The sequence below is a fragment of the Streptomyces sp. NPDC054956 genome (assembly GCF_053609185.1).
In genome coordinates, this window is sequence record NZ_JBSGXB010000077.1 from 1 (window position 1) to 26,605 (window position 26,605).

At 72.1% G+C, this 26,605-nt stretch carries 22 protein-coding genes and 1 pseudogene; 7 read left to right on the forward strand and 16 right to left on the reverse strand.

What is annotated here, in order from left to right:
- The first annotated feature begins 141 nt into the window (after positions 1–141).
- Entirely contained in the window at positions 142–1,815 is a 1,674-nt protein-coding gene (locus ACWGDE_RS15255; protein WP_453389457.1) for a B12-binding domain-containing radical SAM protein, read from the forward strand.
- 70 nt (positions 1,816–1,885) lie between these two features.
- Entirely contained in the window at positions 1,886–2,572 is a 687-nt protein-coding gene (locus tag ACWGDE_RS15260; RefSeq protein ID WP_453389458.1) for a 2OG-Fe(II) oxygenase, read from the forward strand.
- Positions 2,573–2,665: 93 nt separating this feature from the next.
- Here ACWGDE_RS15260 and ACWGDE_RS15265 read toward each other — a convergent pair whose 3' ends face one another.
- Complete coding sequence (locus ACWGDE_RS15265) at positions 2,666–3,142, reverse strand: helix-turn-helix domain-containing protein (RefSeq protein WP_453389459.1); 477 nt, start codon at positions 3,140–3,142, stop codon at positions 2,666–2,668.
- A 284-nt stretch (positions 3,143–3,426) separates the two neighbouring features.
- On the opposite strand from ACWGDE_RS15265, the gene ACWGDE_RS15270 reads away from it, so the two are divergent.
- The gene (locus ACWGDE_RS15270) at positions 3,427–5,748 is read left to right on the forward strand and encodes a LuxR C-terminal-related transcriptional regulator (RefSeq protein ID WP_453389460.1); all 2,322 of its coding nucleotides are present in this window, start codon (positions 3,427–3,429) and stop codon (positions 5,746–5,748) included.
- Here ACWGDE_RS15270 and ACWGDE_RS15275 read toward each other — a convergent pair.
- From ACWGDE_RS15275 to ACWGDE_RS15285, 3 genes are all read right to left on the reverse strand, one after another.
- The gene (locus ACWGDE_RS15275) at positions 5,745–6,950 is read right to left on the reverse strand and encodes an MAB_1171c family putative transporter (protein ID WP_453389461.1); all 1,206 of its coding nucleotides are present in this window, start codon (positions 6,948–6,950) and stop codon (positions 5,745–5,747) included. The genes ACWGDE_RS15270 and ACWGDE_RS15275 overlap by 4 nt on opposite strands.
- A complete protein-coding gene (locus ACWGDE_RS15280) occupies positions 6,943–7,473 on the reverse strand; it encodes a ParH-like protein (protein ID WP_453389462.1) in 531 nt (176 codons plus the stop codon). Before ACWGDE_RS15280 ends, ACWGDE_RS15275 begins: the two co-directional genes overlap by 8 nt.
- A 296-nt stretch (positions 7,474–7,769) precedes the next feature.
- The gene (locus ACWGDE_RS15285) at positions 7,770–8,489 is read right to left on the reverse strand and encodes a TetR/AcrR family transcriptional regulator (RefSeq protein ID WP_453389463.1); all 720 of its coding nucleotides are present in this window, start codon (positions 8,487–8,489) and stop codon (positions 7,770–7,772) included.
- Positions 8,490–8,602: 113 nt separating this feature from the next.
- Between ACWGDE_RS15285 and ACWGDE_RS15290 the strand changes: the two genes are divergently transcribed.
- Positions 8,603–9,304, forward strand: coding sequence for an NAD(P)-dependent oxidoreductase (locus tag ACWGDE_RS15290; protein WP_453389464.1), 702 nt, complete (start codon positions 8,603–8,605; stop codon positions 9,302–9,304).
- 6 nt (positions 9,305–9,310) lie between these two features.
- Here the strand turns inward: ACWGDE_RS15290 and ACWGDE_RS15295 are convergent, their stop codons facing one another.
- Positions 9,311–9,910 carry a dihydrofolate reductase family protein gene (locus ACWGDE_RS15295; protein WP_453389465.1) on the reverse strand — a complete coding sequence of 200 codons (600 nt, stop codon included), beginning with the start codon at positions 9,908–9,910 and terminating at the stop codon, positions 9,311–9,313.
- Between the two features lie 367 nt (positions 9,911–10,277).
- Here ACWGDE_RS15295 and ACWGDE_RS15300 point away from each other — a divergent pair, with 367 nt between their 5' ends.
- Positions 10,278–11,015: a hypothetical protein gene (locus ACWGDE_RS15300; protein WP_453389466.1), complete on the forward strand. Its 738-nt coding sequence runs from the start codon at positions 10,278–10,280 to the stop codon at positions 11,013–11,015.
- A 34-nt stretch (positions 11,016–11,049) separates the two neighbouring features.
- Here ACWGDE_RS15300 and ACWGDE_RS15305 read toward each other — a convergent pair.
- The 4 genes and pseudogenes from ACWGDE_RS15305 to ACWGDE_RS15320 all read right to left on the reverse strand — a co-directional run.
- Positions 11,050–11,193 (reverse strand): annotated as a pseudogene (locus ACWGDE_RS15305) (IS5/IS1182 family transposase); the annotation flags it as partial.
- A gap of 87 nt (positions 11,194–11,280) precedes the next feature.
- Entirely contained in the window at positions 11,281–13,557 is a 2,277-nt protein-coding gene (locus ACWGDE_RS15310) for a DPP IV N-terminal domain-containing protein (protein WP_453389467.1), read from the reverse strand.
- Positions 13,558–13,685: 128 nt separating this feature from the next.
- Positions 13,686–14,357: a DUF4097 family beta strand repeat-containing protein gene (locus ACWGDE_RS15315; protein ID WP_453389468.1), complete on the reverse strand. Its 672-nt coding sequence runs from the start codon at positions 14,355–14,357 to the stop codon at positions 13,686–13,688.
- A gap of 209 nt (positions 14,358–14,566) precedes the next feature.
- Positions 14,567–14,968, reverse strand: a complete 402-nt coding sequence (locus ACWGDE_RS15320) for a VOC family protein (protein ID WP_453389469.1) — start codon at positions 14,966–14,968, stop codon at positions 14,567–14,569.
- Between the two features lie 87 nt (positions 14,969–15,055).
- Between ACWGDE_RS15320 and ACWGDE_RS15325 the strand changes: the two genes are divergently transcribed.
- Together ACWGDE_RS15325 and ACWGDE_RS15330 are read left to right on the forward strand one after the other, a co-directional pair.
- On the forward strand, positions 15,056–15,955 hold the full coding sequence (locus ACWGDE_RS15325; protein ID WP_453389470.1) for a LysR family transcriptional regulator: 900 nt from the start codon (positions 15,056–15,058) through the stop codon (positions 15,953–15,955).
- A gap of 183 nt (positions 15,956–16,138) precedes the next feature.
- On the forward strand, positions 16,139–16,792 hold the full coding sequence (locus ACWGDE_RS15330; protein ID WP_453389471.1) for a DUF7691 family protein: 654 nt from the start codon (positions 16,139–16,141) through the stop codon (positions 16,790–16,792).
- A gap of 23 nt (positions 16,793–16,815) precedes the next feature.
- Here ACWGDE_RS15330 and ACWGDE_RS15335 read toward each other — a convergent pair whose 3' ends face one another.
- From ACWGDE_RS15335 to ACWGDE_RS15365, 7 genes are all read right to left on the reverse strand, one after another.
- Positions 16,816–18,279 carry an oxygenase MpaB family protein gene (locus ACWGDE_RS15335; protein WP_453389472.1) on the reverse strand — a complete coding sequence of 488 codons (1,464 nt, stop codon included), beginning with the start codon at positions 18,277–18,279 and terminating at the stop codon, positions 16,816–16,818.
- Positions 18,276–18,995 carry a polyprenyl diphosphate synthase gene (gene uppS / locus ACWGDE_RS15340; protein ID WP_453389473.1) on the reverse strand — a complete coding sequence of 240 codons (720 nt, stop codon included), beginning with the start codon at positions 18,993–18,995 and terminating at the stop codon, positions 18,276–18,278. The genes ACWGDE_RS15335 and uppS overlap by 4 nt, the downstream gene beginning before the upstream one ends.
- Before the next feature lie 399 nt (positions 18,996–19,394).
- The gene (locus ACWGDE_RS15345; protein WP_453389474.1) at positions 19,395–21,344 is read right to left on the reverse strand and encodes a PAS domain S-box protein; all 1,950 of its coding nucleotides are present in this window, start codon (positions 21,342–21,344) and stop codon (positions 19,395–19,397) included.
- Between the two features lie 230 nt (positions 21,345–21,574).
- Positions 21,575–23,002 (reverse strand): dihydrolipoyl dehydrogenase family protein, encoded by a 1,428-nt coding sequence (locus tag ACWGDE_RS15350; protein ID WP_453389475.1) that lies wholly within the window; start codon positions 23,000–23,002, stop codon positions 21,575–21,577.
- Between the two features lie 40 nt (positions 23,003–23,042).
- The gene (locus ACWGDE_RS15355) at positions 23,043–23,465 is read right to left on the reverse strand and encodes a thioredoxin family protein (protein ID WP_453389476.1); all 423 of its coding nucleotides are present in this window, start codon (positions 23,463–23,465) and stop codon (positions 23,043–23,045) included.
- A gap of 184 nt (positions 23,466–23,649) precedes the next feature.
- Positions 23,650–25,089, reverse strand: coding sequence for an aldehyde dehydrogenase family protein (locus tag ACWGDE_RS15360; RefSeq protein WP_453389477.1), 1,440 nt, complete (start codon positions 25,087–25,089; stop codon positions 23,650–23,652).
- Between the two features lie 189 nt (positions 25,090–25,278).
- Positions 25,279–26,478, reverse strand: a complete 1,200-nt coding sequence (locus tag ACWGDE_RS15365) for a thiolase family protein (protein WP_453389478.1) — start codon at positions 26,476–26,478, stop codon at positions 25,279–25,281.
- Positions 26,479–26,605: the final 127 nt, after the last annotated feature.

Genomic DNA, 26,605 nt, shown 5'->3' on the forward strand with positions numbered 1-26,605 from the left:
GTCGGGGGGGGGGGGCGCGGGGGTGGCTTTGGGATTGTCTTTGGGATCGGGCCCGGCGTTATCAGAAAGACACGCCCTGAGCCGCAACGCCCCACCGCACGACCCGTCGCCCGCGAGGGAATTCCGAGAAAGCAGCCGCCCGTGCGCGTCCTCCTGCTCTACGCCAACCCCCACCAGGTCCTGCCGGTCGGCCCGTACGGACTGGAGATCCTGCGGGCCGCGGTCACCGAAAGCGGACTGCCGGTCGAGGTGTCCGTGTGCAACCCGTTCCTCGAATCGCTGGACCACACCGGCCTGTTGACCGAGGTGCTCGACCGGACCCGGCCCGACCTCGTCGCACTGTCGATCCGCAACATCGACAACGCCGTGGTCGCCTGCGACACGGAGCCCGGCGCGGACGGGCGGTGGATCGACGTGGTGGACTACCTGGAGCCCATCGCCGAACTGACCGCGACGCTGCGCGCCTGGGACCCCGGACTGCCGGTGGTGGCGGGCGGCGCCGCGTTCACCTCCTGCCCGGTGGAGGTGATGGACCGGCTCGGACTGGACTTCGGCCTCGCCGGCCCCGGTGAGGCCGCGTTCACCACCCTGCTGGCGCGCGTGGTCGCCGACGGCGGCGCACGGGGCGTGCGGCGGGTGGTCGCCGAGACCCTGTCCACGCTCCCCGGCGGTCTGGTGCGCACCGCCGGCGGAGCCCTGGGGCCCGGCCTGCGGACGCGGCCCGACGTGGTGTCCCGGCCCACCACCGCGCTGCCGCGGATCGCACCGGAGTACGTACTGTTCGCGAAGGCCCGGGGCATCCCCACCGCGTTGCGCAGCCACGCGGGCTGCCCGCTGCGCTGCTCGTACTGCGTCGATCCGCTGAACGTCGGCAGGGTGGACGCGCGCGCCGCCCACGCCGTCGCCGCCGAGGCGGAACACCACGTCGAGCGGTACGGGCTGACCCATTTCCACCTGGCCGCCCCCGAGGTCAACCTCCCCTACGAAGGGGCGCTGATCGAGGTGTGCGAGGCACTGGCCGCAAGCCGTCACGGCGAAGCGATCAGCTGGCACGGGTACTTCAACGTCAAGCCGTTCTCCGAGCGGCTGATGGACGCCTTGATCCGGTCCCGCTGCGTGCGTCCGAGCTTCTCGGTGGACGCCTTCGACGACCGGATGCTGCGCGGGCACCACAAGAACTACCGGATGTCCGACGTCGAGGACACCTTCGGTCTGCTGCTGCGGCGCCGGCCGGAGTGGATGGACGTTCAGATCGGGGTGCTGTTCGGCCAGCCGGGCGAGACGGCCGCCACCCTGGAGAACGCGATCCGCCACATCCGCCGACTGGCCGACCGGGGCGTGTCGGTGGGCTACTCCTGCGGGCTGCGGGTCTACCCGCACACCCCGCTGGCCCGTACCCCCCTCGACCCCCGGCACCTGTACCGGGCGGACGGGCCTCTCTCCCCCGACGGTTCCGCCGGCCCCCGCACCGTCTCCGCGGCCGACCTGCTGACACCGCTGGTGTACTGCGAGCCGATGCCGCCCCGGGAGCTGGCGGCCCACCTCGCCGAGCGGCTGTCCGACTGTCCCGGAGTGACGTTCATCGACGAGGGGCCGGTGAAGGAGGCCCGGCAGCCGGACTGGCTGCGCCCCCTCAACGTGGCCACCGTGCACCTCGCGCACGGGCGTTCGCAGGCGGCGGCCGAGATGCTGCGGCTGGTGCTGGGTTCGGGAGACGCGCGGGCTGCGGACATGACGCGGCGACTGCTCCAGGAGGCGGCCGCACGGCCACCCGTCCCGGTGGGCACCGGGAGCCTCCAGCCCGCCGTCGCCTGACCTGGCCTGCCCCGCCTTCGCACTCCGCCCCTCCCCCGCCGTACGCCTTCCCCGTCCACGGAGGACACCCATGGAACTGACCTGGAGCACGGATGACTTCGCCGTCTTCGACGACTTCCTCGCCCCAGAGGCCGCAGCCGCGCTGTGGGAGCAACTGCGCACCGAGGAGTACCACTTCGTACACGGACGCCGGGACGGGGCGTGGAACAAGGTCTACGGGCTGCTGGACGGCAATCCCCTCAGCGGGCCCGCCACGCTGAACGACCCGGAAGGGCACTTCGCGGGACGCTTCGCCGACCACGCCGCGCACCCGTCCGGCGCGGCCGCCGACGCCGTGGTGAAGCAACTGGCCGAGGAGGCGGCCCGCATCGAGCCGTGGACCGGACGGTTCGGAACGGACTGGCACGCCTTCACCTGTCGCTCCTTCCTCTACCCGCAGGGCTCCGGGCTGGCCTGGCACGACGATTCCGGCGACCGGGCCGCCTCGTTCGTGCTCTACGTGCACCCCGAGTGGCAGGCCTCCTGGGGCGCCGAACTGCTCGTGTCCAGCGGAACACCCGGGGCGCGGTCCGCCGACCAGAACGCCCACCTCACCTCGCGGGTGGGCCACTACGTCGCCCCGCACCCCAACCGGCTGGTCGTCCTGCGGTCGGGCGTACCGCACATGATCAAGAAGGTGGAGCCGCACGCCGGTGACCGGGTCCGGGGCTCCATGGCGGGCTTCTTCCTGCGCCGCCCCGCCGACCGGCCGCAGTGACCGGGGCCGTCCCGCCGACGGCCGCAGTGACCGGGGCCGTCCCGGCACCCGTCCGCCGCCCGGACGGGCCGTCCCGCACCGTGCGGTCGGGCCTCAGGCCCGGTCCTCGCGGGGTTCCGCCGCGGGCGGTTCCTCCCCCGCGCCCCGGGCACGCCGGCCGGCCGCCTCCCGGACGGCGATCACGTCGATGAGGTCGCTGACGGTGCCGAGCGCCTCGGAGGAGAGCCCCACCGCGCGCAGCGCCACACTGCGCACCCCGGCGTCCCGCAGGGCGCCGAGGAGTTCGATCTCCGCGGCGATCTTCGCACCGTGCTCGTCGTCGAAGAAGTAGGCGACCGGGACCTCGAAGTGGTCCGCCAGGGCCTCCAGATGGCGCTTGGTCGGGTTGTTCCGGCGCCCGGTGCGCAGTTGCCACAGGTACGTGGTCGAGAAGGACACCCCCGTGGCCTCCCGGCACGCGGTGGCGACCTCCTCGTTGCTGAACGGCAGGCCGTCGGGCCTGCGGGCGAGCCGGAAGAGTCCGTCGATCTTCCGACTCAGTGACGACGGCGTGGGTTCCGCATCGGCCACCGCCCGCTCCCTTCTACCGCCGCCCTCCAGGGCGCCTACCCGCACAGGCAAATGCAACTCCGTTGATTTTCACTGTAGTTGACACCCCCGGAGTCGGCAGCCATGCTGAAGTGGTAAACGGATGTGAAAACTGTGAAATGGTTGTTCATCTCAGATGAAACGCCTGGCTGTCCCCGTCCGCCTGGGTCCACCTCCCGGAGCCGTACTTGACGATCCCCGCGCCCTCGTCTGTGAAGAACCCCCGCCCGTCCGCCGCACGCCCACCCACCGCGTTCCCCGCGGACATGGTCGGACGGGACGCCGAGATCGCCGCACTGTCCGCGCTGCTGACGGATCCGTCGACGCCCGGAGTGCTGCTGACCGGTGTCCCGGGTGCGGGCAAGACGCGGCTCGCGGCCGAGGCGGCGGCCGCCTACCACGCGTCGACCGGCGCCACCACCGTGCGCGTGGAGACCCTGGCCGAGCCCTCCGCGGACGGTACGGACAGCGTGCTCGACCTGCTCGCCGACCTCACCGCCGGCCGTGACGCGGGAGGGGCCCGGCCGCTCCTGCTCGTCGACGACCTCGACCGCTCGGACCACCACCAGCTGCTGCGGGCCTGCGCGCTCGCGTCCGTGGTGGTCCTCGGCACGGCCCGTCAGCCCCCCGCGGCCCACGGCCTCGTCCCCTTCCCGGTGGACCCGCTGCCCGTGCCGCTCGACTGCTCGGCGCTGGATCTCGACGCACTGGCGCGCGTGCCCTCGGTGCAGGTGTACCTCGCCTGCCTGCGCACCATCAATCCCGCGTTCTCCCTCCAACTGCACAACCAGCAGGTCATCGCCCGGACCTGCGTCGAGGTGGGCGGCAACCCCGGAGCGCTCTGCCGCACCGCGCGGGTCGCCGCGCTGGAGAGCCCCGAGGTGGCGTGGGCCTCGCTCGGCGACCGGACCGTCCCGTACCCCGTCCACATCGAGGACGACGCCCCCTCCGCGGCGCCCGGCGGCGATCCGCACGGCACCCCTCCCCGGGCCTCCGACGGAACGCCGAGCCGACTGCTCGCCCACTGCCAGGTGTTCAGCGGCGGCTTCGGCCCCGAGGCGCTGCGCCACATCGCGGCCGTCGCCCCGGAGGAGTTCTCCTCGGCGCTGGAGACCCTGCTGCGCGGCCATCTGCTCACCGCCTCCACCCTGCCCTCCGGCCGCCTGGACGGCACGGCCCGGTTCCGGCTGCGGCTGCCTCCGGACGGAGCCGCGCTCCGGCTCCCGCCGGCCGAGGACTCCGCGGCCCGCCTGGCGCACGCCCGCTACTACGCGGCCCTGGCCCGCGCCGCCTCCGACCGGATCGTCTCGGGGCACCAGCGCTCGGGCCTGATCGCCTTCTGGAGCGAGGAACGCAACCTCCGTACGGCACTGGAGACACTGCTCCGCCACGGGCGGACCGGCGAGGCGCTCGACCTCGTCGACGGCATCCGCGTCCACTGGCGGGCAACGGGCGGCTGGAGCACCTGGGCCGAAGGGCGCCCCGGCCCCGACTCCTCGTGGACCGCGACCGGCCACCGCGACCGGATCCGCGTCGACCTGCTGCTCGGCGAGGCGGGCATCCTGGCGGGCCAGCCCGAGGCCGCCACGGACCTGCTGGACCGGATCACGGCGGATGCCGCCCGAGCCGTGGGGCTGTCCGCGCGGGTGACGCGACTGCGGGCCCTGTGCGTCCTGGCCACCGACCCCCACCGCGGCGCCTCCTTACTCTACGAGGCCGCCGAACGACACCGGTCCGACGGCGACCGCCACGAAGCCCGCTACGTGTCGCTGGAGGCGGCGCTCGCGGGATTCCGTCTCGGCGACACGGAGGCTGCCGGGGCCACCGCACTGGAGGTGCTGGCCGCGGCCCAGCAGGGCCGCGACACGCTCGCCGCCGGTGCCGCCCTGCTCCACCTGGCCGTCTTCGCGGCCGCGGAGGGACGTGCGCAGGCCACGGCGCACTACTGCGAGCGTGCCCTGTCGGCCCTGCGCGTCCTGGGGCCGCCGGCCGTCCTGGGCGCCATCGCCACCACGCTGGGCAGTCCCGCCCTGCCCGACGTCGTCGAACGCGCCGTCGGCACCGCCCGCGGCCTGGGCGCCTTCCACACCTGGCGCGGCGCGTTCCCGGAGGAGGCGGGCACCCCCGACTTCGCCATGGCCCGGCTGGAGGAGCCGGTGCGGGAGCTGCTGGGCGAGGCCGCCTTCTCCCGCGCCCTGGTCGAGGGCTCCCAGACGTCGCTCCCGGACCTGCTGGCCTCCCTCGTCCCCGCCCCCGCCCCTCCCGCCGCCACGCCCGCGGGTCACTTACCCCCGGACACCCGAACCCGCATCGATCCGCTGACGCCTCGCCAGACCGAGGTCTCGCGCCTGGTGGCGGCCGGTCTGAGCAACCGGCAGATCGCCCACCGGCTGGCGATCTCGGAGTGGACGGTGGTCAACCACATCCGGGACACGATGAAGAAGCTGGGCTGTTCCTCCCGGGTGGAGATAGCGAGCTGGATGCACCACTCCGGCCTGCGCCCGTCACCGCAACCGCCCCTGTTCCTCCGTACGGCCTTTCCGCCGTCCGCCACGGCCCTGTCCGGACCGACGCTCATCCCGTCCTAGGACGGGCGGCCCACCCGGTGGCGCATGTGCTCCACCAGCCCGGCCATGGTGAACGCCTCGGCCACCTGGGCCAGCCACGCCGCCTCCTCCTCGATCGAACAGCCGACCGGGTACACGAGCGCGACGTCCTGGTCCCCGGCGGCGCCGGGGCCGGTCCTGGCGGACTCCAGTGCGGCGGCGATGACCGCGGCCTCGGCCAGCGCCGCGCGGCCCGACGGCGGTACGGGGAACCGGGCCAGCGCGGCGTCCGACAGGGCGCGGGCGTCGGGGGGAACGAAGGAACGGAGTTCCAGGTAGCCGTCCCGGATTTCGATCACCCTGCGATAGAGCGCGAACTCGGCCCGGTGCAGGGAGAACAGACGCACCGACGGCCAACCCAGGTCCAGTGCCGTGCCGGGGGCGACGGCCCGCAGGGCCGACCACAGCGGCTCCAGGGCACGGTAGGTCCGGTAGGCCCGTAGCCACCGCCCGACCGCGGTGGTTACGGGGACCCAGCCCCCGGCGGTGCCGCCCAGGACGCCCAGCACCAGACAGCACAGACCGAGCATCCGGCCCACCGGGTCCAGTCCGACACCCTGCCGGTTGTCCACGGCCATGGTGACGATCGACGACACGCCCCACAGGGCCCAGACGAGGCCCACCGTGACGCTCGCCGTGATCAGCCGCAGGCCCGTGCGCAGCGCGCCCGGACCCAGCCCCCGGGCGAACCAGTGCACCGGGACCAGGAACACGGCCAAACACCACAGGCTGTAGCCGGTGAAGACCGCATCACTGGAGGCGAGGAGCACCGCTCCGGTCCCCTCCACGAGAAGCGAGCCCTGCCGGGTGCGTACGCCGGAGGAGAGGAACAGCACCGCGCACAGCACGAGGGCCGGGACGGTGACGCCGATGTGCAGCCGTCCGGCCGGCAGCCGGGGCCGGGGCAGGCCGATCTCGATGACGGTCAGCGGGAGGAAGGCGAGGGCGGCCATCTCCATCTCGCGGCCCAGGAGGTGGGTCAGCTGCGGGAGCCACGGCGACAGCCGCTCCAGACACGTGGTCGGGGCCGCCAGCAGGGCCATCGCCGCGGCCATGCAGAATCCGAACCGGCACAGATGGCGCACCGCGAAGGGCGAGTCGCTTCCGTCGCGCAGCAGACGCAGTTCGTAGCAGCCCAGCCAGAGCGCGGCGACGGCCGGGAGGTACGCGAGCAGGTCAGACACGCGGCCGCTCGGGGCGGCGGGAGGGGACCCCGACGAGGGTTCCGGCCCGTCCGTGGTCCCCTCCCGGCCCGGGGCCTTCCCTCAGCACGCGGTGCAGGATGAGGGAGGCGAGCAGTTCCGCCTCCTGCTCGGCGGGCTCGGCGTACACGGTGCGGCCCAGGACCCGGCGCACCAGGTCCGGGGAGAGCCCGGGCAGCAGCGCGCGTACGCCCGGGGTCTCGGGGGTGGGCAACCGGTCGTGCCCGCAGAGCAGATGGGCCGCCTCGTGCACGAGGATGTGCTGCCGGTGCAGTGCGCTGGCCCCCGGGGTGCACAGGATGTAGTCGGCGTGGTCGGTCGTCATCAGCAGACCGCACGGGATCGCCGCGTCCACCGCGACCGACAGGACCTCGATCGGGCGGCCGCGGCGTTCGGCCAGGAGGGCCAGGAAGGTCTCGGCGTCGAAGGGGTCCGGGAGTTCGAGCTCCTCGGAAAGGGCGCGAACCTTCCGCCACAGGCGCCTGTGCGACCGAGCGGTGAGCATCGGGGCCCCCTCCCACCGGAACGTCGCGACCGCTCCGCATCTGCTGTCGTCGAGCGACCTGACACCCCCCTGAGCGGCACAGACATCCGCTCCGGAGGGTCAGTTCGACGATCAAAGCACGCTCCGCACCGCAAGGGGAAGAGGGCCGCCGCACCCCCGGGCACGGACCGCGGTGCGCCCGTTCCGGCAAGCACGGCGGTGCGGTCATGGCCGGAACCCTCCCCCGTGGACACGGGGACGACGAAGCCGTGCCCGGAGCCGGTCGACGTGCTGCGGCCGGCTGGTCGTCAGGGCCGTCAGTTCCGTGAGGTGATTCCCAAGGACCGGATGAGCTGCGCGAGTTCTTCGCGGAAGAGCTTGTCCGGGCTGAGGGTCTGACTCCGCAGATGGCCGTAGATCTCCAGTGACACCAGGCCGTGCAGGTGGCTCCAGATGCGCAGGGCAAGGGCCACGCCGGCCGGGGGCAGGTCCGGGAAGGCCGGGCGGACTTTGTCCAGCAGACCGGGGTCGAAGTCGGACCACTCGAAGTCACTGTCGGAGTAGTGGAGTTCGGCGTGCGGCCAAGCCGCAGCGGCGAGTGCGGCGATGCCGGTGCAGACACGGTGGGCGGCTTCGGGCGCGGCGCCGCCCTCGGGGGGCAGGTAGCCGGGGACGGGGTCGCCGTAGACGAGGCGGAAACCCTCGGGGTTGGCCAGCGCCCAGTTCCTGAAGGCGCGGGCCCATGCGCGGATCCGGTCGGCGGGGTCCTGGGCAGGGGCGGCGTCCCATGCGGCGTCCACGGTGTCGGCCAGTGAGGTGTAGACGTTGCCGATCAGGGTGGTGACCAGGTCGTCGCGCGTGGCGAAGTAGCCGTAGATGGCATTGGCCGTCATGCCCATCTCGCGCGCGATGGCCCGCAGCGTGATCGCGTCCGGGCCCCCTGAGGCCATCAGCCCCAGTGCGACCTTCTTGATCTCGGCGGTCGTCTCGGCCCTCAGCCGCTCACGGCGCCCCTTGGTGTCTCCCGCGGTTCCCATGGCCGCCCACTCTACAGCGTCACAATATTGAGCCCCATATCTAAACTTCACGCCGTATAGTTTCTGCATGCCGTGAAGATCGGTGCGGCACACGTGACTACTCAGGGAGAGCCATGCACATCGGAGTCATCGGAGCCACGGGCGGCATCGGCAGTCGCGTCGTCACCGAAGCCCTCGAGCGGGGACACCACGTCACGGCATTCAGCCGCGATGCCGCGCGGATCGACGAGAAGCGGGAGAACGTCACCTGGAGGAGCGTCGACGTCCTCGACGCCGACGCCATCGCCGACGCCCTTCCCGGCCTCGACGTACTGATCAGCGGATTCCAGCCCGGCAACGCCGCCAGGGACATCACCGACACCGTGGCCCGCTCGATCGCCGACCCCACCGTGTACGCCACGGCCGCGCGGGCACTCCTGAAGGCGCTGGAAAGCCGTCCGAGGATCCGGCTCATCGTCATCGGCGGCGCCGGAAGCCTGGAGATCGCGCCCGGAGTCGTGCGGGCCGACTCCGACGCACTCCTCCACGAGACCCTCGACGCGATCGGCCTGCCCAGGGAGTACGCCGCGGCGGTGCGCGGCCACCGCGACGCCCTGAACGTCCTGCGCACCTCCAACCGGCTGTGGACCTACTTCAGTCCCGCCGAGGACATCGCACCCGGCGAACGTACGGGCCGCTTCCGGATCGGCGGCGACCAGCCGGTCCTCGACGCGGACGGGCGCAGCCGCATCTCCATGGAGGACGCCGCCGTCGCCCTCGTCGACGAGGCGGAGCTGCCGCGCTTCGTCCAACGCCGTTTCACCATCGGCTACTGAACGTACCTACTGCACCCCGGCCTTCGGCCGGTAGGTGCACACGTGCACTCCGGTGCCGCTGACGACCGTGGAGACCAGTTCGAACGTGCGGAGGTGACCGTCGGCCGGGTAGATCGTCTTACCGCCGCCGACGAGCACCGGCAGGATCATGAGCCGGAGCTCGTCGACCAGCCCCTCGGCCAGCAGGGTCCGGGTGAGGGACGCACTGCCCATGACCACCAGGTCGCCACCTTCGGTCTCGCGCAGCTTCTTGATCTGGTCCAGCGCCTGGTCGCCGGGGATCCGCGTGGTGTTGTTCCACGTCAGCTCGTCCTCGCCGAGGGTGCTGGACACGACGTACTTGGTGACGCTGTTCATGTGGTCGGCGAACGGGTCGCCGGCCCGGTCCGGCCACGCCGCGGCCATGGTCTGCCAGGTGCGACGCCCGAACAGCAGGGCCTCGGTGCCGGCCTGCCACTCGGCCAGCGCGCCGCCCATCACCTCCGGGTCGAAGAACGGGTGGGTCCAGCCACCGTGGGCGAAACCGCCGTCGGTGTCCTCGTCCGGGTGCCCCGGGGCCTGAACGACGCCGTCCAAGCTGATGAATTCACCAATCGCAATACGCATGCGGATGTCTCGCTTCCTGATCCATTGGGTTCAGACGGGATGGACCGCGGCGGTGACGGCAGCCCGGCGGCTCGCGTCGGACCCCTACCGCTGGAATCCCTGTCGTTCGCGACAGAAGAGAAACTATGTTGCGTTCAGCGGTTCAGCAACCGGTGGACTGCTTGAACCTCGCATCAATGCAGGTCACTTGAGGGGTATCGTTGCAATGTGGTTGCGGATAAATGCAACGAGCCCGAGGTCATTGCAATCTTCTGCAAGTGAACGCTCAGCAGTCGCGGCCTTCACCCGATCCGGTCTGCGTGAGTGCCGGTACGACCAGGTTCTGTCCGGCGGATCCTGACACGTCACGCCGCAGTACGGTGGGGCGGTGCTACTCCCCACCGTCCCGCGCACCCGCCTGCGTTCCGCCGATCAGCCGGCCATCGACACGCCATTCGGCCCGCTGACCTTCATCACGACCATCGGGAACACCGGTCTTTCGCTGCGGCCCGATGAGCTGTTCCATCTGCCGGGCGACCGTACGCTCGCCCGCTGGGTGACCCCCGGGGCCCGCGTCGAGCTGCTGCTGACCCCGTACGATCCCGAGCTCGACCCTGAGAACTGGGGGCCGCTGACCGACTGCCGCGCGGCGGTCTGGAGGATCGACGCGCTTGCGCCGCTCGGGCGGGTGCAGTTCTCTGCTGGGCTGCCGGTGCGGCTTCCGGAGGGTGCCGACGGAGGGTACGACGGGGGGCAGGGACTGGCTGCGGTCACGGTGGAGGACGAGACGACCCGGCTCACCGTCGGGGGTAACGACGAGGAGGCGATCTGCTGGGCGGCCGACGCGGGCGAGGTGCCCCGGCGGTGGGCGGCGCTGATCGACGAGGTGCATGATCATTCGTTCAGTACGTGGGGCGTTGACTACGGCCACTTCCACGGCATGTCCTGGACGTTGCCCCCGCTGGAGGCCGGCGACCACTGTGAACTCCCCGTGGTGGCGGCCTGGGCCCCGGCCGCCGACGAGAGTACGAACACCTGGTACGCCGTCATGCCATCGCCAACCTCGCTGCTGAGTCAGATCACTGCCGAGCTGGCGCAGCGGTCCGACGGTCCGGACGCGGGCTGATCACGGCCTGAGCCAGAGGCGTATCGATGCGAGCAAGGTGGATCTTGGAGGTCGGACCGCCACGGGACCGGCCGAGCCCCTCGTCGGGTCGGTGCTGCCGTGGCGTCGATCTCCGCTTCGGGAACCGGGGTGTTCTGCGCGGTGCACCGGCAGCGTGCTGGTGGGCCCGGCACGAGGTGAGCAGGCGGCAGGCGATCGACCCCGCCCATGTGGCCTCAGCCACACGAACGGGGTCGACGTCGCCTGCGCAGGCTCAGGCTCAGGCTCAGGCGAACAGCTCGGCGAGCAGCTCGGGGCCGATGGCGATGGGAGCGGGGCGGTAGGCGGGAGGCTGGGTGCCCAGCAGCTCGCGGACCAGGAAGTCCCAGCAGCGTGTACGGACATAGGCCAGGTGGTCGATGAACGTGTGCTCGGCACCGGGCACGATGAGCAGCTCGAAGTCCTTGCCGGCGGCGATGAGGCGGTCGGCCAGGCGCAGCGTGTGGTCCGGGTGGACCTGGTCGTCCATGTCGCCGTGGATCAGGAGCAGCTTGCCCGCCAGGCGGTCGGCGAGGTCGATGCTGGAAGTGCGGGCCCAGGCCTCGGGGTTGTCCGCGCCGTCGTAGGTCTCCACGAAGCCGGCGTTGAAGTGGCGGGCGTCGTGCGAGCCGGAGAGCGCGGCCCCGACCTTGTACGTCTCGGGGAAGTCCAGCATCGCGCGGGCCGCGGCGAAGCCGCCTCCCGAGTGCCCGAACACGCCCGCCCGGTCCAGGTCCATCCACGGGCGGGTCTCGGCCAGTTGGCGCAGGGCCGCGACGTGGTCGGCCATGTTGCCCGCGTCGGCCAGGTGGCCGTACGAGGCGTCGTGGAAGGCCTTGCTGCGGCCCGGGGTGCCGCGTCCGTCCAGCGCCACCACTACGAAGCCCAGCGCCGCGAGGGGTTCGGCGTCGAGGCCCAGCCCACCGGGGTCGAAGGACGGGGAGACCCGGTTGAGCTGCGGGCCGGGGTAGACGTTGTCGACCACCGGGTAGGAGCGGGCGGGGTCGAACTCCCGCGGCCTGTACAGCACTCCGTAGATGTCCGTCACCCCGTCGGCCGCCTTGACGCGGAACCGCTCCGGCGCCGTCCAGCCGATGGCGGTGAGCTTGCTCGTGTCGGCGCGCTCCAGCTCGACCAGCACCCGGCCGGTCCAGTCACGGACCGTCGTCACCGGCGCGGTGTCGACCGTGGACGCCGAGTCGATGAAGTAGCTGGGGTGGCCCGGGAGGGTGGCGATGTGGTCCTGGTCGTCGTCGGTGACCTTGCCGAAGCCGGAGCCGTCGAGGCCGACCCGGCAGACCGTGCGCCGGTACGGGTCTTCGTCGACCAGCCCGGAGGCGGTGAAGTACACGACCCGCTCGGCTTCGTCGACGCGCAGGATCTGCCGCACCGCCCACTGGCCGGAGGTGACCTGACCGAGCAGCTCGCCGGTGGCGAGGTCGTACCGGTACAGGTGGCCCCAGCCGTCCCGCTGCGAGTACCAGAGGACCTCGTCGGCGAGCACCCGCACGATCGGCGGCTCGTACGCCCACTGGTTGGGTTCGACACGGGTGTCCCCGGTCTCGGTGAGCACGGTGGTGACCTCGCCGGTGGCCGGGTCCAGCCGGTACAGGGTGAGCGTGCGCAGGTCGCGGGGCCGGCCGAGGTAGTAGACCGCCGAGCTGTCCGGCGCCCACCAGGCCCACTTGATCGTGATCGGCGACAGTGTCGGCGTGAGCAGCGGCTCGGCCTGGGCGCGGACCATCGCGCCCTCGGCGACGTCGAGTACGACCAGTTCGGCCAGCGGTACGTGCTCGTCCCCGGGGTAGGCGAACCGCTGGGTGTGCAGCACCGGGGCACCGCCGTCCGCGGGCCTGGCCTCGAGCAGGTGGGTCTCCCGGACCGCGCGCTCGTCGGTGCGGTGCGCCAGTACCTTCGTCGAGTCGGGCGACCAGGCCACCGCGGGCGGCAGGTACGGGAGGCCGATCTTGCGCAGCAGGGTGCTGTTCGCCGTGCTCTCCGGGACGGTGCCGTACTGGTGACTGGGCGCGCCGTCGGTGGTCAGCGCCCACTCGCGCCCGTCGGACAGCGAGCGTGCCCACAGGTCGTGGCCCCGCCGGGACACCGCGAACTTCCCGTCGGGCGAGGGCACGTCGAGGGGGCTGCCCGGCGGCGTGAACTCGGCGCGCTCGCAGACGTAGTCGTCCAGGCGGCAGCGCCACCACTCGCCGAACGCGTCGAACTCGACGGCGTTACCAGCCAGTGCTATCACCGAGGCGGGCAGGGACTCGGGGTCGACCTGCTGCCCGGAGGCGGAAGCGAGCGCGGCGGCGAGCCGGGCGTGGTCGAAGGCGGGCTCACGGGTTCCGGCCGCCGGGTCGACCAGCTCGAAGCGCTTGCCGACACCGTTGCTCACGGCATACCAGAAGCGGGCGCCTCCATCGATCCACTGCGGGCGGACCTTGTCGCCGACCACGAGCTCGCCGGGGCGGGCGGGCCGGCGCAGGAGCTGCTCCGCGGCCTGGTAGTCCTGAGTGGTGCTCATGGTTCTTGTCCTTCTTCGGTGTCGATTGGGGCATGGCGGCGCCACGGTGACGCCGTCACGGCAGGGGCGATGCGGCCCGGGAGGGCTGGAGCGAGGGCGCCGGCCGTTCCGCGAGGGAACTGCGCGGGTCAGAGGCTGCGGGCGGTGATGTCGCCGTAGGAGGTGGTCGCGTGGATGTTCAGGCCGGCGGCGGCACCTTCGGTGTTGTTGAGCGAGTTGTGGATCCGGCCGTAGCCGGTGCCGGCGTCGAGGGTGGCGGAGACACCGCGGGAGGCGCCGACGGAGATCTCGCCGTGCTCGGTACTCAGGGTGACCGTGCCGGTCACGGCCTCCGTGATGCGGATGGCGCCCTTCTGGGTGCTGACCCTGGCCGGGCCGCCCAGACGGCCGACCGAGACGTCGCCGGCCTGGAGGGTGAGGCGGGCGCTCGCGGTCTCGTCGAGCGTGACCGTGCCCTGGGCCGCCTCGAAGGCGACGTCGCCGAGCCGTCCGACGCCCTGGAACTCGGCGGCGGCCGCCTTCGCCTCCACGCGGGAGCCCGCAGGGAGCGCGACGGTCACCTCGACGGAACCGGAGTTGCCGAGGATCTGGTTCTTCGCCTCCGGGGCCGCGATCCGCAGGACGCCGTCGCCGTACTCGACCGTGGTCTCCTTCGCCGCCTGCACGTCGCGGCCCTTCGAGGCGTCCGCGGGCAGGACCTCGACGGTGGTGTCGGCGCCGTCGGAGGCGATGAACCGGATGCGTCCCGCGGGGATGTCGAGGGTGGCGGCGATCGGGGCGGGGGTGTCGAACTTCTGCATTGTTCTTTCCTTCGGGTCGTTGTTTCCGATGAGGGAAAAGCTACGTTGCGTTCAGCACTTCTTCAACATCTTCGCTGCCAGAAATCACCATCTGCGCAGGTGAAAGCCAAGATATCGTTGCAACGGCCTTCCGAGTTAACGCAACAACGGACGCCCGGTCGTTGCAATGAATTGAAGGTGAACGCTCCCGGCCGGAACCGACCCTTCGGCTAACCACGTTCGGGGGCGCCGGCCGGCGGCACCCATTCGGTGAGCCGGACCACGACACCGTTGGGGTCGGTGAGCTGGAACAGCCGCTCACCCCACGGCTCTCGGCGGATCGGGCCGGCGACGGGGGCGCCTTCCGCGCGCAGCCGCTCGTACTCGGCCCCGACATCCGTCACGGTCAGGGTCACGGCGAGATCGGCCAGTCCCTGGCCCCGCCAGGCCTGTGGCGGCAGCTCGAGGTCGCGTTCGTGCAGGGCGACCTCGGCGGAGGTGTCGTCCCGGCGGAGGCAGGCGTACCCCTCGGCCGACTCGACCTCACGAAAGCCCAGATGGGTGGTGAAGAACCGGCTGGAAGCGCCCACGTCCTCCACGGTCAACGACACCTTCGTAGTGACGACGTTCATGCACTGAGCATCCGGCGTGGACAAGTTGATCATCAACGGTCAATCATGCAACGTTGGTTAAGCGAGGGTTAATGAACATGCGGGGGCGTGGGGCGCGTGGAACTGCGCGACATCGAGATCTTCCTGACGCTGTCGGAGGAGCTGCACTTCGGACGGACGGCCGAGCGGCTGCACTTGTCGACGGCGCGGGTCAGTCAGGCCATCAAGAAGCAGGAACGGTCCATCGGGGCGGAGCTCTTCGAGCGGACCAGCCGCCAGGTGCGCCTCACGCCGGTGGGCCGGCAGCTTCGCGACGACCTGCTCCCCGTCTTCCAGGGGCTCAAAGCGAGCGTGGACCGGGCGCGGCTCGCTGCCCAGGGGAAGACGGACATCCTGCGGATCGGCCTGCTGGTGTCCAACACGCACGAACTGCGGCCCTTCTGGGACGCGTTCCGCGCTCTGAATCCGAAGTGGGGGATACGGCTCCGCTACAACGGGTTCATCGACCCCTTCGGGCCGTTGCGCAGGGGCGAGATAGACCTGCTGGTCGCCTGGCTTCCCATCGAGGAACCGGATCTCTCCGTGGGCCCGGTGCTGTTCCAGGAGACCCGGGTCGCGGCGGTGGCGTCCGACCACAGGATCGCAGCCCGGCGGTCAGTGTCAGCGGAGGTGTTCGCCGACCACGGGGTGATCGGCGCCGAGTCGCCCCTGCCCGAATACTGGGACGACGCGTTCATGCCGTTCTACACGCCCAGCGGCCGCAAGATCGAACGAAGCTTCATGGCCACGGACTTGGACCAGTTGTTCGCGATCATCTCCTCGGGCGACGCCATCCATTCCCTGGGTGCCCAGGTCACCCGCTTCCACGTCCGCCCGGACATCACCTATCTCCACCTCCACGACGCCCCGGTGCTGCGCTGGGGCCTGGTCTGGCGTTCGGACAACGACAACCCGATGGTCCGGTCGTTCGTACGCCTCGCACGCGAGCTCGGCACGATGTCGCTCTGACGGGTTCTCCGACCGGCCCCACGCCCCCGGTCCGGTTCGCACGACCCTCCGAGCCCCTCGGGGCGCGGGCCCTCGCCGTCCACGGGATTCTCTACGCCGCCGAACCGCCCGACCAGGCCGTGCCTTTCGGATCATGCCGGTCCCGGGCACCGGGCTGTCAGTGCCCTTTGGCAGCATGAACCCATGAGCAAGGTAGTGAACTACAGCATGGCGAACCGCGGCGCGGTCGTGCGCTTCGTGCCCGCACTGGACCTGACCGCCGACGAATCACGGCGCCTGGACAACATGCGCGTCAGGGCGAAGGCGCGTCAGGACAGCCTCGACCACCAGGACGTGGACTGGGGGCTGTCGGTCCCGGACGCCCTGGAGGAGCTGGTCTCCGGCCGGGCCGATTCCTCGGCCGATTACGCCGGTTGCGCCTACTACGCGGCCCTCCAGATCATCATCGACCACAACGCGAGCGACAGCTCGACCCTGGCGAGCTACCGGAGCCCCGTCACCTACTTCTCCGCCCTGGACGACGCCCTCAGCTCGGCGGGTGTCCCGGCCGACCTGCTGCCCTACCAGTACGTCTTCAGCGGCCCGCCCTCGGAGATCGGGTTCCACATACCCCATCCCCTGGATGGCTCACCGGAGATCGGCTGCTGGCCCCTCGCGAAGGCCGGCCCCGCGGTGGAGGCCTACCGCGCGGTGCTGGACCGCGTCGACGCCGATCTCCGGTACGACCTCGGGGAGCTCATCGAGGCCCTCGACGGCTGGGCCTCGGAGTGGAACAAGGGCGAGGGCGCCTGGTGGTGGGCAGAGGACGGCTCGATCTTCTTCTCGATCACCGGCTGACGGGCGGTGTGCAACCGCGCTCGTCAGGCGTCGGCGAGGAGGGGGTCGTACGGCGTACCCGCGCGGCGGCCGGCCATGAAGGAGAGGAAGTCGCCGACGAAGGCGCTTTTGCCGTAGGCGCCGTCGGCGGTGATGAGGTCGCGGTGGAAGCCGGTACGGAAGAGGGTTCGGTACTCGTTCGCGTCGATGCTCCCGTTGCCGTCCTTGTCGGTGGCGTCGAAGAGGACCTCGGCAACGCGGATGAGCGCGGGTCCGGCGAGGGAGGGGACGGCGGTGGCGTACTCCTCGGCGCTGACGCGGCCGTCGCCGTCCGTGTCGAGAGCGGCCTGGAGCTCGCGCCACCAGGCTGCGAAGGCATCGTAGAGCCGGGTCTCCTCCGGCTCGTCCAGGTCGAGGCGGGTGGAGAGTTCGCGGGCCATGGCGGCGAGGTCGGGCCAGTCGAGGTGGCCGTCGCCCGTCTGGTCCAGCACCCGGCGGAAGAACTCCTCCGCCGCGCGTCGGTTCTCGTCCGTTCCCCTCGGGTGCGCCGGTTCGAAGTCGGCGTCACCGCTGAGTGGCGTGAGGAGGCGGAGCAGGGCCGATGCCCGCTTCATGCGGGCGCGCAGGGCGGTTACGGTGCGGGCGCGGGGGTCGTCGCTGTCGGGCGAGAGCGAGAGGGCTTCGATGATGCTCTCGGCGTTGATCCAGCCCTCGGGCAGGAATCGGGTCAGCCCGGCAGCGAGGTAGGCGCCCTGCATGAGGGTCGCGGCGCCCGGCATCTCGGGCAGGCCGGCCCGGCGCCGGTAGGGCTCGGGGAGCGAGGCGACGGTGATCGCGCCCAGGAGCGGACCGACCACGGCACGGCCGGCCGCCCACAGCGTCGGTGCGCCGTCGAGCAGCGCGGGAGCGGGAAGGTGGTCGAAGAGCCGGTAGAGGATGACGCGGGCCGCCTCGGTGTTCTCCAGCTCGTTCTCGACGACGCGGTCGAAGTACCGCCAGAAGTCGTTCAGTTCCTCGGGGAGTTCCGCGGCGTCGCCGTCGAGCGCCGCGAGGAACGCGCGGTACTCGGCGTACATCCGCTCCATCGTCTCCTGTTCGAGCGGCTGGCCGCTCAGCCGGCACATGGTGACGGCGCTCTCGAAGAGGGTGGCGACCACCCAGGCGCGGGTCGCGCGGTCCATCGCGTCGTAGGCGCGGCCGCGGGAGTCGGATCCGCTCATGCGGGCGTGCAGCCGGTTGAGCCGGGCGGCCTCCCGTTCGCGTTCCGCCGGGTCGGCGGCGAACATGCGCCGCATGCTGAGGAAGGTGTTGCGCAGTCGGCGCCAGGGGTGGGTGACGAAGGTGGAGTTGTCGGCGAGGGCGGCGCCGATCTGCGGGTGGGCTGCCTCCAGGACGGTGGCGCGGATGATGGCTAACGCCCAGCGCGGATCGTCGAAGAAGGCGCCGAACTGCGAATCCGGCCCGAACAGGGGTGCCCCGTCGGCCCTTCCCGTGGTTTCGGTGGTCATGAGGGGTCTCCGTTCGTCCGGGCGGGCACGCCGCCGAAGCGGCGGTCCCGGCCCCGGTAGGTGTGCAGGCAGGCCAGGAAGTCGGGTGCCCGGAAGTCCGGCCACAGCACCTCGGGGAAGACCCACTCGGCGTAGGCGACCTGCCAGAGCATGAAGTTGGAGATGCGCTGCTCACCGGAGGTACGGACGACCAGATCCACATCGGGGGTGTCGGGGAAGGGCAGGTGGTCCGCGAAGAGCCGCTCGGTCACCTCGCCGGCGGGCGTCCCGCTGAGGATCAGCGACCTCGCGGCCTCGACGATGTCCCGGCGCCCCCCGTGGTCGAAGGCGACGGTCAGCGTCATCCCCCGGTTCTCGGCCGTCAGTACCGCCACGTCCTCGAAGTCCTGGGCCAGTGCACGGGGGATCCGCGGGTCGCTGACCCCGAGGAAGCGGCAGCGGATACCCCGCGCGAGCAACAGCGGCGCGTGCTTGCGCACGACCCGCCGCACCAGACGCATCAGGAACTCGACCTCGGTACCGGGGCGGTTCCAGTTCTCGGTGGAGAACGCGTACAGGCTGAGCCACTCCACGCCGGCGGCCCGGGCCGCCTCGATGACGTCGATGACGGCGGCCTCGGCCGCCCGGTGCCCCGCCGTACGGGGAAGCGAACGCCGTTGCGCCCAGCGCCCGTTGCCGTCCATCACGCAGGCCACGTGCCGCGGTCCCGCACGCAACGCCCGCTCCTCCCGCCGCTGCCCACCGGGTCCGCCACTGGACAGTGGCCCGCCCGGCGGATCCTCCGTCACCACACGTGCACGCGGGACTCCGCGGTCCGTCACGCCCGGCCCTGCCCCGTCCGGAGCGGCATGACCAGCCGCACCATGCTCTTTCACGCCCACTCCGCCTCGCCCAAGCCCCACCAGCGCATTGCCTCCCCGGAGTCTGACAGTGCGAAAGGGCCATGATCGGCCGAACGAGTGGCCATCACCTTCGACACATACGTTCGATTCCGTCCAAGGGGTGTCGACGGCCCGAACGGCTGCACGACGATGTCGCCGCTGCCGAGAGGCGGGTGAGTCGCCGTGGTGAGCGGACCGGCGGGAGGGCCACCGATGCGTGACGCGCATCCGCGCTCAAGCGGGCCAGGTGTTCGGCGACGGGCTTTCGGGCCGTTCCGGGTCCTCCGGCGTGGAAGGCTTCTCCTTTCCCCTCGCCGATGCAGGCAGGGGAAGGGAGAACCAGACGGCCTTTCCCTCGGCTGTGGGCAGGGTGCCCCAGGCCTCGGCGAGGGAGTCGACCAAGAGCAGTCCCCGTCCGGACTCGGCGTCGTGCGAGGCGAACCTTGCCTGCGGGAGTACGGGGCTTCCGTCGCACACCTCGACGCTGAGTTCGCGCCCCGCCCGTCTCACTCGCAGCCTGACCGGGCCGCAGCTGTGGTTCACGGCGTTGGAGAGAAGTTCCGACGCGAGCAGGCACACGGTGTCGCACAGCTGGTCGTCGCCCCTCCCCCACACCCCGAGGGTGGAGCGCAGGAAACGGCGGCCCGCGCCGACGCTGCTGGGCTGGGCGGGCAGCACCACGCTCTGCGAGGTCACCGGTGAATCGGGGATGTGAACGAGGAGCAGGGTGACGTCGTCCGCGTAGTCGTCGGCATCGGGGAGCATCTCGCCGAGCAGGCAGTCGGCCATCACTTCCAGGCCTTCGACATTGGCGCAGGTCTTGGCCAGTGCCAAGGACAGCCGGTCGACTTGTTCCTCGATGTCGCTGCCCGGGGTTTCGACCAGCCCGTCGGTGTAGAGGGCGAGGACCGAGCCGGGTTCCACGGCGTGGCGGCTCTCGTGGTGCGGTACCTCGCCGACGCCGAGCGGCACGCTGACGTCGACGGCCAGGCGACTCACCTGGCCGCCGGGGGCAGCGAGGAGCAAGGGGAGGTGCCCGGCCGAGCAGACGGTCAGTTCCGCGGCGTCCGCGTCGACGACCAGGTAGCAGCAGGTGACGAACTGATCCGGGAGTTCACTGACCACGGCGTCGAGGGCGCGCATCAGCTGCCAGGGCGGCATCCCGGTCTTGGCCAGCGCATGTGAGGCCGAGCGGAGTTGGCCCATGACGGCGGCGGCCTCCAGCCCGCGGCCCATGACGTCGCCGATCATGACACCGACGCGGCCACCGCCCAGGGGGATCAGGTCGAACCAGTCGCCGCCCACGCCGGCGCCCTGGCGAGCCGGAAAGTACCGGCTCGCCGTCGGCATCCCGGGGACCGGTGCCGGCGACCCCATGAGGCTGCGCTGCAGGGTGAGGGCAACGTGACGCTGCTGTTCGTAGAGTTCGGCGAGCTTGTCCTCGGCGGCCTTGCGGTCGCTCACGTCGCGGATGGCCGCCGACACGAGCGTTCCGTCCGGGGTCTCCAGGGGGCTGAGGCTGATCTCGACGGGGAACTCGCGCCCGTCCCGGCACAGGCCGTGCAGCTCCAGCCCGGCGCCCATGGGTCTGACCTGGCGGTCGACGAAGTAGCCCTGGCGGAAGTGGGAGTGATGACCGCGGAACCTCTCGGGGACGAGGATCTCGACGGGTCGGCCCAGGAGATCTGCCCGGGTGTGACCGAAGAGTGCTTCCGTCTGGGCGTTGACGAGTTGGATCGTGCCGCGGTCGTCAACGATGACCATCGCGTCGGGGGCGGCCTCCAGGAGTGCCCGGAACAGCTCCTCGGCCGCCTTGCGCTCGCTCACGTCGCGTACGGCCGCGGAGATGAGCAGGCCGTCGGCGGTCTGCAAGGGGCTGAGGCTGATCTCGACGGGGAACTCGCGCCCGTCCCGGCGCAACCCGTACAGCTCCAGGCCCGCCCCCATGGGCCGGACTTGGCGGCTGGCCGCGTAGCCGAGCCGGTGGCTCGGGTGGAGCCCGCGGAAACGCTCGGGTACCAGGACGTCGATGGGCCGGCCGAGCAGCTCCTGCCGGGGGTAGCCGAAGAGCGCCTCCGTCTGCGCGTTCACCAGGCGGATCACACCCGCGTCGTCCACGATCACCATCGCGTCCGGTGCCGCTTCCAGAAGGGCTCGGAAGGGTTCCTCGGTCGTTGTCGTCATGTCGCGCCTCGCACTCGCCGGACACCACCGAAGCCGACATCCGATCACGCCCCCGCACCTCACCTCCCCCCGATGACTGGAACATGTGCGCAAATGACCGGGTGCGACCACGGGCGGGAGTCGGCGCACCGGCCCGGTTCGGGGGTTCCGCGCCGAGTGTGGCCCACCGCACGCATTCGTCCCCCGCACCGTGCCCGCGGGCCTCCGCCGTTCGTCCTCGGCGGCGGTAGCTATCCCCTGTACGCCTCCAGCAGCCGCAGCCAGATCTCGCTGATCGTCGGGAACGCCGGGACCGCGTGCCACAGCCGGGCGATCGGCACCTGCCCCGCGACGGCGATCGTCGCCGCGTGCAGCAGCTCGGCCGCGCCCGGTCCGACGAAGGTGGCGCCGAGCAGGATCTCGCGGTCCAGGTCCACCACCATGCGGGCCCGGCCCCGGTAGCCGTCGGCGTACAGGCCCGCGCCCGAGACCTTGCCGAGGTCGTAGTCGACGGCCCGGACCCGGTGGCCGGCCCCCTCGGCCTCGGCCAGGGTCAGGCCCACCGACGCCGCCTCCGGGTCGGTGAAGACCGCCTGCGGGAGGGCCTGCGCATCGGCGGTCGCGGCGTGCGCGCCCCAGGGGCCGGTGTCGAGCGGCGCGCCGCCGGCGCGCGCGGCGATGGCGGCGCCCGCGATCCGGGCCTGGTACTTGCCCTGGTGGGTGAGGAGGGCGCGGTGGTTGACGTCTCCGACGGCGTACAGCCAGTCGATCCCCGGGACCCGGAGGCTGTCGTCGACCGCGATCCACCCGCCCGGTTCGAGGCCGACGGTGTCCAGCCCGATGTCCTCGGTGCGCGGCTCGCGGCCCGTCGCCATCAGCAGCTCGTCGCCCTCCAGCGTCTCGCCGCCTTCGAGGACCACGCTGACGGGCCCCGTCGAACCGTCCCGTACGACCGACTCGACGGCCACCCCGGTACGGACCACCGCGCCGGCCTCCCGCAGCGCCTCGGCGACCAGCTCCCCGGCGAACGGCTCCATGCGCGGCAGCAGCCCCTTGCCCCGTACGAGCAGGGTGACGCGGGAGCCGAGCGCCTGCCAGGCCGTGGCCATCTCGGCGGCCACCACCGACCCCCCGACGATCAGCAGCCGGGCCGGCGCCGCCTTCGCGGACGTGGCCTCGCGGCTGGTCCAGGGCCGGGCGTCCGCCAGGCCCGGCACATCGGGGACGACGGCCCGGGTGCCGGTCGCGACGACCACCGCGTGCCGGGCGGAGAGCACGTGGTGCTCCCCCTCCGGGCTGGTGACGGCGACCTTCCGGACCCCGTAGAGCCGCCCGTGCCCCCGGTACACGTGGGCGCCGACCGACTCCAGCCAGTCGATCTGGCCGTCGTCCTTCCAGTTGCCCGTCCAGTGGTCGCGGTGCGCGAAAACCTCCTCCGCGTCGAGCGGACCGGCCACGGCCCCCGCGAGACCGGGCACCCGGCGCGCGTCGGCCCGGGCCAGCGCCGGGCGCAGCAGCGCCTTGCTGGGCACGCACGCCCAGTACGAGCACTCGCCGCCCACCAGCTCGCTCTCGACCAGGGCCGTGCTGAGCCCGGCGGCGCGGGTCCGGTCCACGATGTTCTCGCCGGCCGGTCCCCCGCCGAGCACCACTACGTCGTACTCCACCGCTTCAGTCATGCGGGCCAGTCTCACCTCACGGCGAGGGCCCGTCACGCACTCAGGCTCCCGGCGTGCCGGGCTCCCCGTCCCCGTCGGCCGCGGCCGTGCCGTCCGTCGCGCCGTTCTTCTCCGCGGCGATCTTCGCGCGCACCTCGTCCATGTCCAGGGCGCGGGCCTGCGCGATGAGGTCCGTCAGGGCCGCCTCGGGCAGCGCGCCGGGCTGGGAGAAGATCGCCACCTGGTCGCGGACGATCATCAGGGTCGGGATCGAGCTGATCTGGAAGGCACCGGCGAGCTCCTGCTGCGCCTCGGTGTCCACCTTGGCGAAGACCAGGTCGGGATTGGCCTCGGCGGCCTTCTCGTAGACCGGGGCGAACTGCAGGCAGGGACGGCACCAGCCCGCCCAGAAGTCGATCAGGACGAAGGGGTTCTCGCTCACCGTCCGGTCGAAGTTCTCCTTGGTGAGTTCGACAGTAGCCACGGTTATCCAGTCCTCCTGATTGGTGTATCGCTTTCAGTCCCGTGAACGAACGGCCGCCCCGAAGCATTCCTGGGCGCGCCCGGCGATCTTCCCGCCCCGCGCCCCGGCGCCTCCGTGCCCCGGCGGCCCCGTGCCCCGGCGGCCCCGGTGACGGAGCGGCCGGGGACGGAGCCGCCCGGCCCGGTCAGAACGGGTGTCCGCCCGGCGCCGTGCGGACCGTGGTCCAGCGGAGCTCGGTGAAGGCGTCGAGGTTGGCCGCCCCGCCGAAGCGGGCGCCGGTCCCGGACGCGCCGACGCCGCCGAAGGGGGCCACCGCCTCGTCGTTCACCGTCTGGTCGTTGACGTGCGCGATCCCGGTCGGTATCCGCCCCGCCAGGTCCAGCCCGCGCCCCGCGTCGCGGGTCACGATCCCGAGGGCCAGCCCGTACGGGCCCGCCGAGGCCAGCTCCACCGCCTCGTCCTCCGTCGCGAAGGACCGTACGGGTGCCACCGGGCCGAAGACCTCCTCGGTGTAGGCGGGGGTGTCGTCGCCGACGCCCGCCAGCACCGTGGGCCGGTAGAAGAGCTCCCGGTCCGGGCCGCCGGTGACCAGCTTGGCGCCCCGCTCGGTGCTGGCCTCCACCAGGCCCCGTACGCGCTCCAGTTGGGCCCGGTCGATCAGCGGGCCGAGGTGCACCTGCTCGCGGTACGGATCTCCGACCGCGAGCCCGTCGGCGCGCGCGGCGAGCCGCTCCACGTACTCGTCGAAGAGCGAGGCGTGGACCAGGTGCCGGCCCGCGGTCATGCAGATCTGGCCCTGATGGAAGAAGGACCCCCAGGAGGCCTGCGCCACGGCCGCCTCCACGTCGGCGTCCCGGAGCACGACGATCGCCGAGTTCCCGCCCAACTCCAGGTGCGCGCGCTTGAGGTGACGGCCCGCCAGCTCCCCGACGAGACGCCCGCTCGCGGTGGACCCGGTGAAGGACACCACCCTGACCAGGGGATCGGCGACGACCGCCGCCCCCGTCTGCGCATCACCGGGCAGTACGTGCAGCAGTCCGCCCGGCAGACCGGCCGCCGCGAAGACGGCGGCGAGCGCGAGACCGCCGCAGACCGCGGTGCGCCGGTCCGGCTTGAGGAGCACCGCGTTGCCGAGGGCGAGCGCCGGCGCGACCGAGCGGATCGCGAGGATCAGCGGGGCGTTGAAGGGGGCCACCACCCCGACCACGCCGGCCGGTTCGCGACGGGTGAAGGAGAGCCGGGGCGCCTCGCTGGGCAGCACCTCGCCGACCGGGCGCGAGGCCAGCGCGGCGGCCTCGTAGCACTCCTGCGCGGCGATGTGCAGCTCGAAGTCGGCCTTGCCGGGGATCGATCCCGACTCACGCACCAGCCAGTCCCGCAGCTCGGCGGGGTGGGTGGCGAACAGGTCCCCGGCGCGGCGCAGCACGGCGGCCCGCTCCACGTGGGTGGCGCGGGCCCAGTCGCGCTGGGCCGCGTGGGCCCGTACGGCGGCTTCCGCGACGTCGGCGGGGGTCGCGAGGTCGATGGTCGCGAGGGTCTGGCCGGTGGCGGGTTCGGTGACCGGGGCGGTGCCGCCGGTGAGAGTGGGTCCGTCCTGCCAGAGGGTCGGATCGAGGAGCGGCATGGCGCGGGGCCTCCGGATGCGGGTGGGCGTGGCGGGGGGCGGCAGCACGCGCCATCGTGCCATCGCACCCGGCCGGAGGCATCAACTCTTTTTGCCCACCATGCGGTTGCCCGCCGACGATGACCGGAAACGATCGGCGGCGGCGGGCAACGGGCAAGGCGTCGAACGAGGGGTACGGAGCCTCGTGGATCAGCGCTCGAGGACGAGGGCGATGCCCTGACCGACGCCGATGCAGAGCGCCGCGACACCCGTACCGGACCCCGCGGCTGCCAGCTGGTGCGCCACCGAACCCGCCAGCCGGGCCCCGGAAGCACCGAGCGGATGGCCGATGGCGATGGCCCCGCCGCGCGGGTTGACCACCGCCGGGTCCAGCTCCGGCCAGGCCGCGAGACAGCCCAACGCCTGGGCCGCGAAAGCCTCGTTGAGCTCGAAGGCGGCCAAGTCGGCGAAACCGCGGCCAGCCTTGGCGAGCGCACGCTCGACGGCCTCCACCGGACCGAGGCCGAACAGCTGCGGCTCGATCCCGGTGACGGCGGACGCACTGATCCGGGCCAGCGGCTCCCGACCCGTCGCGGCGAGGCCCTCCTCGTCCGTCAACAGCAGTGCGGCGGCGCCGTCGTTGAGCGGGGAAGCGTTGCCTGCGGTCACCGTGCCGGTGCCGTCGGTCCGGAAGGCGGGCTTCAGCCGCGCCATCGCCTCGGGGGTGGAACCTTCCCGGATGCACTCGTCCCTCAGGAGGGCGACGCCCTCGAACGGGACGACCTCGGTGTCGTAGTGCCCGGCGGCCCAGGCCACCGCCGCCTTGTGGTGGCTCTCCAGCGCGAAGGCGTCCTGCGCCTCACGGGTGATGGCGTGCTTGTCGGCGACGAGCTCGGCGCCCTCGCCGAGCGAACCGGTCCACTCGGCGGGCATCCGGGGGTTGGTCATCCGCCAGCCGAGGGTGGTGGACCACATCTGCTGGTGCCCCGCCGGGAACGCGCGCTCCGGCTTCTGGACCACCCAGGGGGCGCGGGACATCGACTCCACCCCGCCCGCGATGGCGACGGAGGCGTCACCGAGGGCGATGGCACGGGCCGCCTGGATCACGGCTTCGAGTCCCGATCCGCAGAGGCGGTTGACGGTGACCCCGGGAACGGTCACGGGCAGCCCGGCGAGCAGCACCGCCATGCGGGCCACGTCGCGGTTGTCCTCGCCCGCGCCGTTGGCGTCGCCGAAGACCACGTCGTCGATGCGGGCCGGATCGAGGTCGGGCGTACGGTCCACGAGCGCGCGCACCACGTGGGCGGCCAGGTCGTCCGGGCGGATCCCGGCGAGGGCACCGCCGAACTTCCCGATCGGGGTGCGGACGGCGTCGACGACGTACACGTCGCGGACGGTACGGATGCTCATGGGGTCCCTCCTGGACGGGCGGGTGGCGGCGCGGCACGCCGACACCGCTGTCCGGCCCGGCGCACGCTCCGCCCGCGCCCGGTGGGGCGCGTCCGAAGTTTCCGTCCGACCCTCCCCACCTGTCAAC

Excerpts from the sequence above, each read along its gene's own strand:
- ACWGDE_RS15360 (WP_453389477.1), bottom strand. The coding sequence starts at position 25,089 with ATGCCGCTCCTCGATCCGACCCTCTGGCAGGACGGACCCACTCTCACC.
- ACWGDE_RS15280 (WP_453389462.1), bottom strand. The coding sequence starts at position 7,473 with ATGCTCACCGCTCGGTCGCACAGGCGCCTGTGGCGGAAGGTTCGCGCC.
- ACWGDE_RS15320 (WP_453389469.1), bottom strand. The coding sequence starts at position 14,968 with ATGAACGTCGTCACTACGAAGGTGTCGTTGACCGTGGAGGACGTGGGC.
- ACWGDE_RS15270 (WP_453389460.1), top strand. The coding sequence starts at position 3,427 with ATGGTCGGACGGGACGCCGAGATCGCCGCACTGTCCGCGCTGCTGACG.
- ACWGDE_RS15260 (WP_453389458.1), top strand. The coding sequence starts at position 1,886 with ATGGAACTGACCTGGAGCACGGATGACTTCGCCGTCTTCGACGACTTC.
- ACWGDE_RS15335 (WP_453389472.1), bottom strand. The coding sequence starts at position 18,279 with ATGACCACCGAAACCACGGGAAGGGCCGACGGGGCACCCCTGTTCGGG.
- ACWGDE_RS15330 (WP_453389471.1), top strand. The coding sequence starts at position 16,139 with ATGAGCAAGGTAGTGAACTACAGCATGGCGAACCGCGGCGCGGTCGTG.
- ACWGDE_RS15290 (WP_453389464.1), top strand. The coding sequence starts at position 8,603 with ATGCACATCGGAGTCATCGGAGCCACGGGCGGCATCGGCAGTCGCGTC.
- ACWGDE_RS15315 (WP_453389468.1), bottom strand. The coding sequence starts at position 14,357 with ATGCAGAAGTTCGACACCCCCGCCCCGATCGCCGCCACCCTCGACATC.
- ACWGDE_RS15310 (WP_453389467.1), bottom strand. The coding sequence starts at position 13,557 with ATGAGCACCACTCAGGACTACCAGGCCGCGGAGCAGCTCCTGCGCCGG.
- ACWGDE_RS15350 (WP_453389475.1), bottom strand. The coding sequence starts at position 23,002 with ATGACTGAAGCGGTGGAGTACGACGTAGTGGTGCTCGGCGGGGGACCG.
- ACWGDE_RS15285 (WP_453389463.1), bottom strand. The coding sequence starts at position 8,489 with ATGGGAACCGCGGGAGACACCAAGGGGCGCCGTGAGCGGCTGAGGGCC.
- ACWGDE_RS15295 (WP_453389465.1), bottom strand. The coding sequence starts at position 9,910 with ATGCGTATTGCGATTGGTGAATTCATCAGCTTGGACGGCGTCGTTCAG.
- ACWGDE_RS15345 (WP_453389474.1), bottom strand. The coding sequence starts at position 21,344 with ATGACGACAACGACCGAGGAACCCTTCCGAGCCCTTCTGGAAGCGGCA.
- ACWGDE_RS15365 (WP_453389478.1), bottom strand. The coding sequence starts at position 26,478 with ATGAGCATCCGTACCGTCCGCGACGTGTACGTCGTCGACGCCGTCCGC.